The sequence below is a fragment of the Saccharothrix syringae genome, from assembly GCF_009498035.1.
In the GTDB taxonomy this organism is placed as follows: domain Bacteria; phylum Actinomycetota; class Actinomycetes; order Mycobacteriales; family Pseudonocardiaceae; genus Actinosynnema; species Actinosynnema syringae.
On the sequence record NZ_CP034550.1, the window covers coordinates 1,123,978 to 1,136,492 of the forward strand.

Sequence of the window (12,515 nt, forward strand, 5' to 3'; positions counted from 1 at the left end):
GCAATGCCGACCATCATCATGGGCAAGCTCGCGAGCAAGATCGATGGCTCGATCCGTGCCAAGGCCATGACGTTCCTGCAAAAGCTCGGTGCCGACGACACCACCCCCGGCTTGCACGTCGAACCCATCCAGAACGCCTCCGACTCCAGGGTCCGGACCGGCCGGGTCGACGGCTCCTGGCGGGCTGTCATGTTCCGCCTCGACAGCGGCGGCGAGCGCCACTACGTCATCCACGGCATCTGGCCGCACGACGACGCGAACACCGTGGCGCAGCGCGTGCGGCTGAGCGTCAACCCGATCAACGGCTTGCCGCAGGTCGAGGAAATCGCGGCGCCGGTCGTGCCGGTCACACCCGACACGACTCCGCCGGTGAACCAGCCGCTGTTCGCCCGCATAGGTCACGACCGCGGCGCCCTGGTCAACACCCTCGGCCTGCCCCAGGACGTTGTTGACCAGGCCTTCGCCGCCGCCGACGAGGACACTGTGCTGGATCTCGCTCAGCGCTATGACGGGTGGATCGGCACCATCCTGGTCGACCTCGCCGCCGGCGACACGGTGGAGGCAATCGTCGCGCGTATGCAGCTGGAGAAGGCGCCTCCGTCAGGCGACACCGACACCGACGTCCTCAACTCGTTCAAACGGCCTGCCGCAGCACTCCAGTACGCCTTCATCGGTGACCAAGAGGAGTTGCGCCGTGTCATTGAGCAGGGTGACTTCGGCGCATGGCGGATCTTCCTGCACCCCGAGCAGCGTCGTTACGTCGAACGCAGTTACAGCGGCCCGTTCCGGCTGTCCGGAGGCGCAGGCACGGGTAAGACGGTGGTGCTCATCCACCGGGCCCGTGCGCTGGCCCAGCGCGACCCACAGGCCCGGATCGTACTGACCACATTCACCACAAACCTTGCCGAAGCACTGGGTGACGGCCTCGCACAGCTCGACCCACGCGTCCCTCAGACCAAGGCACTCGGTCAGCCCGGCGTGCACGTCACCGGGGTGGACGCTCTCGCCTCCGCTGTGCTGCGCAATGCCGGTAGCGGCCTGGCCGCCGCCATGCGCGAGGTCCTCGGCGAGGAACGTTCCGCGCCGATCGCCCGCACGCCAAGTACTCAGTGGCGGGAGGTCATCGAGTCGACTGACACATCGCTGCCGCACGAGCTGGCGAACGAGATGTTCCTGTCCACCGAGTACGCCCACATCGTGCTGCCCAATAAAGTCCATGACGAGGCCGGTTACCTCCGAGTGCGCCGCCCCGGACGAGGTGTGGCCCTCGACCGTGCCAAGCGTTCGGCTGTATGGGCGCTGATCGCGGCGTACCGGGCACAGAGCCGCATCGACGGCAAACTCGACTTCACCGAGGCCGCCGCTGTCGCCGCCGCACACCTCGCCGGTCAGGCGAACAAGCAAGCCGACCACGTCCTCGTTGACGAAGGTCAGGACCTTTCACCCAGCCACTGGCAGCTACTGCGCTCCCTCGTCGGACAGCACTCTGACGACCTCTTCATCGCCGAAGACACACATCAGCGCATCTACGGCACTCGTGTAGTCCTCGGCCGGTATGGCGTGGCCATCGTCGGTCGCTCACAACGACTTACCCTCAACTACCGGACCACCGCACAAAACCTGCAATATGCGATGAGCATCATCGATAGCGGGCAGTACGTCGATCTCGAAGATCAGCCCGAGGCCACCGGCTACCGTTCCGCTCGTACCGGCCCGAACCCGATCGTCGAATCTGTTGACTCCCTCAGCGAGGAGTTGAAAGCCGTCGTCAACCACGTCCGGGCCTGGCTGGAATCCGGGGACGCTCCCGACACCGTGGGGGTTCTCGTTCAGGACCGCTTCCATCGCGACCGGATGGTGACGGCGCTGACTGAACACGGTATCGACGCTCGCGCGGTCGATCGTGAACGGCCGCCCTCAGGTCGGGTGCCGGTCATGACCATGCATCGAGCCAAAGGCACCGAGTTCTCCAAGGTCGTGCTGGCAGCAGGCCGCCCATCGCCCGCTGAACTGGCACGTTTGGAAGCGCTGGAGCCCTCCGAGCGGGCCGATGCCGAGTTGCGAGCCCGATCGCTGCGCTACGTGGCAGCCACCCGTGCCCGAGATGAACTTGTGGTCGTGAGCCGCCTGTGACGCCATCGCCAGTTGAATCGGTGTCGCGGATACAGTTTCTGCGCGGCACGCAGGGCCGAGTGCTCGGTGGTTGAGCTCGGCACTGTTGCCGTCATTCATGCCACTACGTTGGAGCAAATCTAGAACAGGCGGAGGGGTTGAACGGCTTGCGACGGCTCCGAACGGCGGTGAACGGAACCGGCTGACGTGCAGGTTCTCTGTTTGCGCTGGTCAGGGCGACGGTCGGACCGCGCTGGCGCAGTGAGGCTCAGCTTGTGTTGGCTGCACTTCGCCGCAGTTGGCATGCTTTGGCGGGTGTTGGGCGTAGTTCGTTGACGTGGTGGGGTTCGTGCGTCTCGGGTGTGACTGCGACGCGCGGAGTGTCTGGCTGGACCAGGGTCTGGTGGGTGTTCTGAACCGCGCACCCTGATTCGCGGGCGGTACTCAGGTCGTGGGCGTGTCGTCGCTGGGAGGCTGGTGCAAGGCTTTGACCTCGGCGTGTAGGCGGCGCGCCACCGGATCGTCGTAGGCCGTGAGCAGGGTGGCTGCCTCGTTCAGGTGGGTCGCTGCGGCTTGCGATTCGCCGGTGGCGAGCAGGGTGGCCGCGAGGTTGTGCAGTGCGACGGCCAGTGGCCACCTCTCGTCGAACCGCCGGAACGTGTCCACCGCGTACCGGTGGAATTCGGTGGCGTCCTCATGTCGGCCCAGGGCCTGGTATGCCTCGCCGGTCGCGTCGAGAGCGGCGGCTTCCCGGACGCGGTCGTCCAGTTGCCGTTGGAGTGACGCGGCGCGTTGGTAGGGCGCCAGGGCCTCGGCGGGAGTGCCGAGTGCGACCAGTACCCGGCCCGCCTCCAGTGACCAGAACGCTTCCCAGGCAGGGTTGCGGTGGTCGCGGGCGATGGTCAGCGCGTCCTTGATGAACTCGCGGGCTTGTGCGGCGTCGCCGAGGAGTCGGTGGGCGTGGCTTAGGCCGCGCAGTGCGTCGCCCTCGCCGCCGGCGATGGACAGGCGGCGGTAGCGGTCCAGTGCTGCGGTCAACAGCGGGATTGCTTCGGCTGGTCGGTCCAGGTCGATGAGGGCGTTGGCGGTGTTGTTGGCGGAGACGGCGAGCCGGTAGTCGTCGTCCAGTTCGGCCGCGATTTCACTGGCGCGTTGGAAGAGGTCGAGTGCCGCTTGCGGTTGGTGGTCGCGCAGGAGCGCCAGGCCGAGCGCGTTGGTCGAGACCGCCTCGCCCCGGCGGTCGCCGATTTCCCGTCTGATCGCGAGTGCCCGCTCTTGGAGTTCGACGCCTCGACGGCGGTCGCCGTGCTGGACGTGGGCTTTGCCCAGGCTCTCCAGCGCGGTGGCCTCGCGTCCCGGATCGCTGAGCCGGCGGGCTGCGGACAGGGCCGCCGTCGCGGTGGTAATCCAGTCGTCGAAGTGGTTGTAGCGTGCGTGGATCTTGCGCAGGACGTCAGCCAGGAGCGACACCAGGTTGTCGGCCTGCCGTTGTTCCAGGGATCGGATGAGGAAGGTCAGGTTCCGGCGTTCGCGCTCGTACCAGAGGACGGCCTGCTCGTGGTTGGGGAACACCGGGGCCGACAACGGGGCGGGCAGGGCGGGCAGCTCGCGCTCGGCGGTCTCGGGGGCGAGTACATGGACCGCGTTGGCGGCGGTGTGGAGGTACCAGAGGGCCAGGCGGTCGAGCGCTTCGGTGGTCGAGTCGGGTGGTTCCTCGGTTCTTGCCTGGTCGTGCGCGTAGAGCCGAAGCAGGTCGTGGAACTCGTACCGGTCGGGTGCGGTGGGTTCGAGCAGGTGTGCTCCGGCGAGGTCGTCGAGCAGGCGGCGGGCGGTCGCTGTGGTGTCGCGGAGCAGCGCCGCGGCCGCGTGCGGGCCGAAGTCCTCGCCGGGGTAGAGGCCGAGCAGTCGGAACAGGCGGCTCGCCTGCTCGGACAGCGCCCGGTACGACCAGGCGAATACTGTCCGCACGGCGTCGGAGTCGTCGTCCGATGCGAGTGCGTCCCACAGGCTCGACTCGTCGCGCAGTTCGTCGACCAGGTCGCGCAGGGGTGTCCGGGGTCTGCCGGCGGCTCGTTCTGCCGCGATCCGCAGGGCCAGCGGCAGGCGGGCGCACAGCCTGGCCAGTTCTGCCAGGTCTTCGTCGTCGTCGTGGGGGCGGTGCTCGGCGAGCAGTTCGCGCAGCAGGGAGGTGGCCTCGTCGAGGGGGAGGACGTCCAGGCGTACCCGGTGCGCGCCGTCCCTGGAGACCAGGCCGGCGAGTGTGCTGCGGCTGGTGACCAGTACCAGGCAGCCGGCCGTGCCGGGCAGCAGCGGGCGGATCTGGCCCGGGGTTGCGGCGTTGTCCAGCAGGATCAGGAAGCGTTTGCCCGCCAGGAAGGACCGGAATAGCGCCGAACGCGCGTCCAGGTCGGTGGGTATCTGGTTGCCGGGCACGCTCAGGGCGCGCAGGAAACGGTCCAGCGCCTCCGCCGGGCCGACCGGCGGCCCGGCGTCGTAGCCGCGCAGGTTGACGTAAAACTGGCCGTCGGGGAAGTCGCCCGCCACTTGATGCGACCAGCGGATCGCCAGGGACGTCTTGCCCACGCCCGCGGTGCCGGCCACGACGCACACGACGACGTGCTTCGCGGCCTCGGCCGACAGTTGCGTGAGCAGGTCGAGGGCTTCGGAGCGGTTGACGAAGCCCCGGACGTCGGCGGGCAGTTGGCGCGGCACCGGTGTGGGAGTCCGCCCGGTGCGGTGGAAGTGGACGCCTCCGCCGATGTCGCGGGCCTGCACCACGTCGTCTGCGGAGCCGTGCAGCTCGTTGTGGGAGTCGTCGTCACCGTATGGGGTGCGCTTGTTCACGGTGCGGTCAGCCGGTCGACGGCAGTTGCCGGGCCACCTCTCGGTGGAAGAAGGCGCCGAGTTCCTCACCCCGGTCGTACAGGTCGGCGACGAGTGCCTTCCAGTGCTCGACCTCGTCGGTGATGACGCACTTCACCGCTCCGGCCAGTGCGCCCTGCTCGTCGTAGAGGACCTGGTAGGCGATCGGCCGCGCCAGCAGGAAGAGCTCGGGCAGCGTTGTCCTGCCGCGTTCGAACGGCTCGACCTGCTCGGGGCCGACCACCCGGATCTTCCCGCCCACCTGGTGGCGGACGTGGAGGGAGCTCAGCTCCCAGAGCAGGTAAGGGCTGATCGGCTGCTCCACCACCCGCACCCGCCGAACCTCCATGCCGTTGTCGGCGATCCTGCGCTCGTAGTCCGCGAGCTTCGCCCGGCGCTTCTCCAACAGGTCGAGGGAGGTGGTCCAGTCGTTGCGGCGGGATGCCTCCCAGCTCGCGTTGTTGGACTCGATGAACTCCTGACGGCGTTCCAGCTTCCAGCTCACGCCGCTGTTGTCGTGCCAGAACTCGCGGTTGAAATCGGCGAGGTACTCGTCCGGTGCCAGTTCGGTCCCGGGGAACACGGTGGTCAGCTCACTCATCGGGGATGTCCGCCTTCGCGGCGCGGAGCATGACGCCCGGGATCACGACGAGCCGCTCGTCGGCGCCGATGTGCACGCCTTCGGGTAGTCGTGCGGCGTAGTCGTCGGTGAGGTCGCGACCGATGACCGCCACGTCGCCGTTGGTCAACTCCCAGACGTCCGGGCAGGTGGGATCCTCATCGGTGACGCCCAGTTGCAGCGGGGATTTGCCCAGTCGTTTCTTGAACTGGGCCACTGGATCGGCTTCCCAGGCACGACTCATGACATCCCCTTGCATTCTGGCGTAACCCCGGAGAAACTGTGTGATGCCATTGGGGGTGGACAACCCCGACGGTCTCGCCATAGAGCGTAGTGATCACCATTCGCACTCAGTCCGCAAAAATGCGGTTACCTCTACGCTTGGTCGGTATTCCACTACCGTGTGACAGTTCGCCATGTTCCCTCGAATGGGGACTTCGATCGAATATTCATGTACCGGGTGGAGTCTGTGCAAATTTGTTGGTCCGCTCAGGTGACACTCGGTTGGGGCAAGTGGTCGAGTGGCAGTAGTGGTGCCCATCGTCCAGGGGGGAGTCGTGGACGCCAGCGTCGGCACCCCGGGCGGACTGTCCGGCCCTCATGTCTGTTGCGCGGCTCCGCCGTTCCAGCGCTCCTGCGCTTGGTGTCGTCCTGCGGCGAGGGGAGGGCGGTGCAGTCGTCGTGTCCGTAGCACTGCGCGATGACGGACGGTGGTGCGGTGTTGATGCCGACCAGGCCGCCGTCGTACTGCCGTGGCGGGTCCGGTCGGGTCGATCCGGAGGTTCCGCCGCGCGAGTGCCGGGTCGGCACGATCGGGGCGCACGATTGGCCGGGCGGTCGGCGTCTGCGCTGCGGTATGGACCAAGGTCCACACCGCAGCTAGGGAACGCATGTTCGGGTTCGAGTCCGGCCTCTGCCGTCATTCACGCTGCGGTGGGTGGAGCAAATCTGGAGCAGGCGATGGGGTTGAACGGCGTGCGACGGCTTCGAACGGCGGTGAATGGAACCGGCTGACGTGCGGGTTCTCTGTTTGCGCTGGTCAGGGAAACGGCCGGACCGTGCTGGCAGAGTGAGGTTCAGCTTCCTGTTGGCTGCACTTCGCCGCAGATGGCACGCATTGGTGGGTGTTGGGCGCAGTTCGTTGACGTGGTGAGGTCCGTGCGTCCCGGGTGTGGCTGCAGCACGCGGATTGTCTGACTGACCAGACCCGGTAGGTGTTCTGAACCGCGCAACCCGATCTGCGGGGTGATGTTCAGGTAGTGGGCGTGTTGTCGGCGGGAGGCCGGCGCAGGGCTTCGACCTCAGTGCGTAGGTGGCGCGCGGCCGGATCGTCATAGATCGCGAGCAGGGCCTCCACCCGACTCGGGGCGATCCACCCTGCGCCCCGCCCAGTGCGAGGTCCTAATCTGCCGGGTGGTGGTCGGGCTGTCCGCCGAGGAGACCGCCGACCTGCTCTCGACGATGTCCGGCGCGGTCCGGGGCGCCCGGCACCGCGCTCACCAAGCTCCGTGCCCTGCTCGCCGACCGGCGCGACGCCGCCCGACCGGCCGAGCCCACCCGACCACGCCGCCCTTCGCCGCCTGCGCCGCCGGAGCGGTTGCTAAGTTCACCGCGTGCGCGTGACCCACCTCCAGGTGGACCTGGCCGATGTCGAGCACGTCGTCGGCCGGACCACCTACGACCGGGGAACCGACTATGCGCTGCGGGGCGCCGTCCTGGGCGTGGCGTGGGACGACGCGGACACCGCGCTGCACGGCACGGTGCGCGGTCGGGGCGACGTCTACGAGGTGTCCGCATATTTCGACGAAGTCGACGACGGCGTCGTCGACTTCGCCCACGGTGAGTGCACCTGCCCCGTGGGGTTGAACTGCAAGCACGTGGTGGCGGTGGTCATCGCCGCCACCCGGCGGCCACGCGGCGGCAGGAAGCCGAAGACGACCTGGGACGAGGCGTTCCGGGACCTGCTCGGGACGGGCCGGCACGCCGGCGGGGACGCGCCGCTGGCCGTCGAGCTGACGCTCGCGCCGGACAAGCCGCACGACCGGATCGGCCCCGCCGTGCACGCGCGGATCGTGCGGCAGGGCAAGACCGGGTGGGTCGCGAGCGGACTGGGCTGGAACCAGCTCGACGCCTACCAGGTCAAGGACTACCGCGCCGCCCACGTGCGGCTGCTGCGGGAGCTGTACGGGCTGTACCTGGCCGGCACCCGCCCCGGCTACCACTCCTACTACGACACCAGGACCATCCAGCTGACCTCGTTCGACTCCGCCAAGCTCTGGCCGTTGCTCGACGAGGCGCGGGAAGCCGGCCTGCGGCTGGTCCACGGGCGCAGGTCGTGGGGCGACGTGGAAGCCTCCGCGGTGGCGCGGATCGCCCTCGACGTCACCAGGGCCGGCAAATCCGACCGGGTCCGCCCGGTGATCGAGGTGGACGGTGCCACGTCCGGGATCGAACCGATCGGCTTCATCGGCTCCGACGGCCACGGCCTGGTCTACGCGGACCCGACGTGCGCACCGGTCGGAGCCGACGGCCGCCACCGGCACTTCCGGCTCGCGCGGTTCGCCACACCGGTCCCACCGGGGCTGCGGGAACTGGTGATCGACGACAAGCACCTCACCGTCCCCGAGGCCGGCCGCGACCGGTTCCGCGCCGAGATCTACCCGCGCCTGCGGCGCCTGGCCCCCGTGACCTCCTCCGACGGCACCTTCACACCCCCGGACATCTCCGGCCCCACCCTCGTCGTGCGCACCGAGTTCGGCGCGGGGCACGACGTGGGCGTCCACTGGGAGTGGGCCTACGAGATCGGGGACTCCCGGCTGCGCGTGCCGCTGGACGCGGCCGGGGCGGACGACGGCTACCGCGACCTCGACGCGGAACGCGCCGTGCTGGCCTCGGTCGAGCACGTCGTCCCGCACCCCGACCGGCTCGCCCTGAGCGGCCTGGACACCGTGCGGTTCGTCACCGGGACGCTGCCGCTGCTCGCCGGGCACCCCGGCGTCGAGGTCGAGACCACCGGTGAGCCGGTCGACTACCGCGAGGTGAGCGACGCGGTGTCGATCGGCGTGTCGACCGCGGAACTGGCCGGGGAGACCGACTGGTTCGACCTCGGTGTCACGATCGGCGTCGAGGGCGCACCGGTGCCGTTCGTCGAGGTGTTCTCGGCGCTGAGCCGGGGCGAGTCGCACGTGCTGCTCCCCGACGGCGCCTACTTCTCCCTCGACAAGCCCGAACTCCGCGCGCTCACCGGGCTGATCGACGAAGCCCGGACCCTCCAGGACGCCCCTGGCGGCGAACTGCGGATCAGCCGCTTCCAAGCCGGCCTGTGGGAGGAACTGGCCGGCCTCGGCGTCGTCGAACGCCAAGCGGAGGCGTGGCGGCGTCAGGTCGAGGGCCTGCTGTCCGGCGAGGCCGTCCGCGCCCACCAGGTGCCCGCCACCCTCGACGCCCGACTGCGCCCCTACCAGGTCGACGGCTTCCGCTGGCTCGCCTTCCTCTGGGAAGCCGGGCTCGGCGGCATCCTCGCCGACGACATGGGGCTCGGCAAGACGGTGCAGTCGCTGGCGCTGATCTGCCACGCGAAGGCGACCAGGCCCGGCGGACCGCCGTTCCTCATCGTCGCGCCCACGAGCGTCGTGTCCAACTGGACCGCCGAAGCGGCGCGCTTCGCACCCGGCCTGGACGTCGTCGCCGTGCCCGACACCGCCCGGCGGCGCGGCGTGCCGCTGGACGAGCTCATCGCCGGAGCGGACGTGGTGGTCACCTCGTACGCGGTGTTCCGGATCGACTTCGACGCCTACTCGGCCGTGCCGTGGTCCGGACTCGTGCTGGACGAGGCCCAGTTCGCCAAGAACCACCAGTCGAAGCTCCACCAGTGCGCACGGGTCCTCCCGGCGCCCTTCAAGCTGGCGATCACCGGCACTCCGATGGAGAACAACCTCATGGAGCTGTGGTCGCTGCTGTCGATCACCGCGCCCGGGCTGTTCCCGAACCCGGCCCGGTTCCGGGAGTACTACGGCCTGCCCATCGAGAAGCGCGGGGACGCCGACCGGCTGGCGCGGCTGCGGCGGCGCATCAAGCCGCTGGTCAAGCGCCGCACCAAGGAACAGGTCGTCGCCGACCTGCCCGCCAAGCAGGAGCAGGTGCTCGAAGTGGAGCTGCACCCGCAGCACCGCAAGGTCTACCAGACCCACCTCCAGCGGGAGCGGCAGAAGGTGCTCGGCCTGGTCGACGACGTGGACCGGAACAGGTTCACGATCCTGCGGTCGATCACCCTGCTGCGCAGGCTCAGCCTGCACGCCGGGCTGGTCGACGACCGGCACGACGAGCTGCCGTGCGGCAAGATCGACGCGCTGGTCGGACAGCTCCGCGACGTGGTCGACGGCGGGCACCGGGCCCTCGTCTTCAGCCAGTTCACCGGCTTCCTGGACAAGGTCCGCGCCCGGCTCGACGCCGCCGGGATCGAGTACTGCTACCTCGACGGCAGGACCCGCGGTCGCGCGGCCGTGCTCAAGCGGTTCAAGGAAGGTGCCGCGCCGGTCTTCCTGATCAGCCTGAAGGCGGGCGGGTTCGGGCTCAACCTCACCGAGGCGGACTACTGCTTCCTGCTCGACCCGTGGTGGAACCCGGCGACCGAGGCGCAGGCCGTGGACCGGACCCACCGCATCGGCCAGACCCGCAACGTCATCGTGTACCGCCTCGTCGCGACCGACACCATCGAGGAGAAGGTGATGGCGCTGAAGGCGAAGAAGGCCGAGCTGTTCACCAGCGTCATGGACGACGGCGACGTCTTCGGCACCGCCCTCGACGCCGACGACATCCGCGAGCTGTTCGCACCGTCGTGAACGGCTCCCCGTCCGCCGTCGGCCACGACGCGGTCGTCGAGTTTCGCGGTTGTCGCCAAGAGGGCTCGGCTGCCGGCTTGCGGTAGCGGCAGGTTCAGGCGGTTGAGCTTTGGCGTCATTGATGCCGCTGTGGGTGGAGCAGATCTGGGGCAGGCGGCGGAGTTGAACGACATGCGATGTATTGACGGGTTTGGGCCCAGTTCGTTGATGTGTTGCGATTCGTGCGTTTCGGGCTCGACTGCGGGGCGCGGGTTGTCTGGCTGCACTAGGCCCTGGCGGGTGTCCTGAACCTGCGGGCCCTGTGGTCAGGTCGTGGCCTCGGACCTGGTTGGTTCGATGGACGTCGTGCTGGCGCTCTCGCTTTCCCCGCCCGCCTCGATGTAGGCGTAGTGCCGTCGTTGAAGCGCGTCGCGTTCAGCGTCCGGGATCGTCATCGACTCGGCGAGCACGGCGGCTAGCGCGTCCACCTGGGTATTGTTGATATCGGTGTGGAAGAGCCACCGGATGTTCTCGTCGCGCGTGATGAGGTCGATCGCCACGCGTGAGCTTCTGTCCTGTGTGGTTGTTGCGCGGACGTATCGGACTTGGTCGACCGGGATGCTTCGGCGGATCTCGGCCTGCTCGAGGAATGCATTTGTCTTGGCAGTGATGATGCGGCGATCCGTGACGGCGACCAGTGCCTTTGCCGTGGCCTTGTCCCTCGCTGTCGCCAACTTCTCCTTCGCTCCGCCGACGATCGCGGAGATGGGGCCGAGGGCATCGAGCTGGTCGGGGAAGCCGAGGACGCGTAGGGCCTCACCGTCCTCGAAGAGCCACCGCAGGATGCGGAGGTACGGCTTTGGGTCCAGCGATTCGGGTGCGCAGACGACGTCCGGAGCCTCGAGCGGAGGGGGCGGCGGGTGGAGGGCGTCGGCAAGGGGCTCGATCGCCTCCAGAAGCCGGGTGGAGACTTCGCGGGCCGTCTTCACGTCCTTCCGCTTCCCCGGCAGGGGCCATGCGTCGGGGCGGCGGAGCTCGGCGGTGATCCGCAGCTCTCGCGTCAGCGCGTCGACGAGGCTTGTCGTCTCGGCCAGGGCGGAGTCGAACTCCGCGCGGGTGTCACGCGCGATGACCTCGGCGTATTGCGCCTCGGCGGAGTCTTCGCGTCCAGCGGCTCTCGCTCTTGCGGCGCGAAGCGCGTGATACCCGGTCCATGCATTGAGGGAGGACAGGAGGGCGTAGGCGTCGAAGGCGATCGCCTCGGCGTTCGTCCGCAGATACTCGCGGTGGCTGCGTGTGTCGGCTCGACCGATCTGCCTGACGTGGTCGCGGACGTTCCCCTGGTAGAGGTCGAGCTGCTTTTGCAGCAGCGCTCCACTGCCCGCGACGTCCTCCCACAAGGACGTCGGGACCGACTCGATCTCTCGCGCCTGGTCGACCGCGCGATCGATGGCGGTGACGAGCCCTGTCAGTTCGGCCCACTGATCCTTGCGGATGGTGGTGAGGACCTGATTCGTCACCGCGAGGTTGGTCTTGACGAGGCCCGAGATCTCACTCAGCATCACCTGAAGGCCGACCATGGCCAGTGCCGGCCCGATCGAGGCCGCGGTCTGCGCCTTGCTCACCGCATTCACGGAGTAGAAGCGGGCCTGACGCAGGATGCGGCCGGGAACCGTCACCGCTCCGAGGTTCCCGCCGTCCTTGGCGGCGAGCGTCGCGCCGTTGTTCAACAGGGTCTGTGTCGTGGCGTCGATCCTGTAGAGCCCCTGCACGCCGGCGAACGCGTTTCCGGTGTTGCCGACCACGGTCGCCAGGTTTCCGAATGAGGCGAGAATGGCCGAAATCTGCTTGCGGTCGGCAGCCGGTACGATCCCGAAATCGATTAGATCGGGCTTCAGTTCCGGAGGGACCTCGCCGGCGACGATCGCCACCCCCGGGACCACCTCCACCAGGACCGTCGACGTCGTCGACTCGGACGTCGGATCGCCCGCAACAGGTGGGTCGGTGGTGTCGATCCGGCCGTTCTCCTCAGGCTCGGTGACCGCCATCGAGTCCGAAGGGTCCTGCATGCGATCTCCTCCCGCAGGCGCGCAACGGTCGAA

The 12,515-nt window shown here is 68.5% G+C and carries 6 protein-coding genes; 2 read left to right on the forward strand and 4 right to left on the reverse strand.

What is annotated here, in order from left to right:
• The first annotated feature begins 3 nt into the window (after nucleotides 1–3).
• Complete coding sequence (locus tag EKG83_RS05320) at nucleotides 4–2,133, forward strand: UvrD-helicase domain-containing protein (protein WP_033430046.1); 2,130 nt, start codon at nucleotides 4–6, stop codon at nucleotides 2,131–2,133.
• Nucleotides 2,134–2,556: 423 nt separating this feature from the next.
• On the opposite strand, the gene EKG83_RS05325 is transcribed toward EKG83_RS05320, so the two are convergent.
• From EKG83_RS05325 to EKG83_RS05335, 3 genes are read right to left on the reverse strand one after another with little or no spacing between them, the layout of a single operon-like run.
• On the reverse strand, nucleotides 2,557–4,956 hold the full coding sequence (locus EKG83_RS05325) for an ATP-binding protein (RefSeq protein WP_033430045.1): 2,400 nt from the start codon (nucleotides 4,954–4,956) through the stop codon (nucleotides 2,557–2,559).
• 7 nt (nucleotides 4,957–4,963) lie between these two features.
• On the reverse strand, nucleotides 4,964–5,575 hold the full coding sequence (locus EKG83_RS05330; protein WP_153277892.1) for a DUF6879 family protein: 612 nt from the start codon (nucleotides 5,573–5,575) through the stop codon (nucleotides 4,964–4,966).
• Nucleotides 5,568–5,837, reverse strand: coding sequence for a hypothetical protein (locus EKG83_RS05335; protein ID WP_033430044.1), 270 nt, complete (start codon nucleotides 5,835–5,837; stop codon nucleotides 5,568–5,570). Before EKG83_RS05335 ends, EKG83_RS05330 begins: the two co-directional genes overlap by 8 nt.
• A 1,543-nt stretch (nucleotides 5,838–7,380) precedes the next feature.
• Here EKG83_RS05335 and EKG83_RS05340 point away from each other — a divergent pair.
• Nucleotides 7,381–10,434 (forward strand): DEAD/DEAH box helicase, encoded by a 3,054-nt coding sequence (locus EKG83_RS05340; RefSeq protein WP_228122509.1) that lies wholly within the window; start codon nucleotides 7,381–7,383, stop codon nucleotides 10,432–10,434.
• A 305-nt stretch (nucleotides 10,435–10,739) separates the two neighbouring features.
• Here EKG83_RS05340 and EKG83_RS05345 read toward each other — a convergent pair whose 3' ends face one another.
• Nucleotides 10,740–12,482, reverse strand: coding sequence for a hypothetical protein (locus EKG83_RS05345; protein WP_033430042.1), 1,743 nt, complete (start codon nucleotides 12,480–12,482; stop codon nucleotides 10,740–10,742).
• Nucleotides 12,483–12,515: the final 33 nt, after the last annotated feature.

Excerpts from the sequence above, each read along its gene's own strand:
- EKG83_RS05330 (WP_153277892.1), bottom strand. The coding sequence starts at position 5,575 with ATGAGTGAGCTGACCACCGTGTTCCCCGGGACCGAACTGGCACCGGAC.
- EKG83_RS05320 (WP_033430046.1), top strand. The coding sequence starts at position 4 with ATGCCGACCATCATCATGGGCAAGCTCGCGAGCAAGATCGATGGCTCG.
- EKG83_RS05345 (WP_033430042.1), bottom strand. The coding sequence starts at position 12,482 with ATGCAGGACCCTTCGGACTCGATGGCGGTCACCGAGCCTGAGGAGAAC.
- EKG83_RS05335 (WP_033430044.1), bottom strand. The coding sequence starts at position 5,837 with ATGAGTCGTGCCTGGGAAGCCGATCCAGTGGCCCAGTTCAAGAAACGA.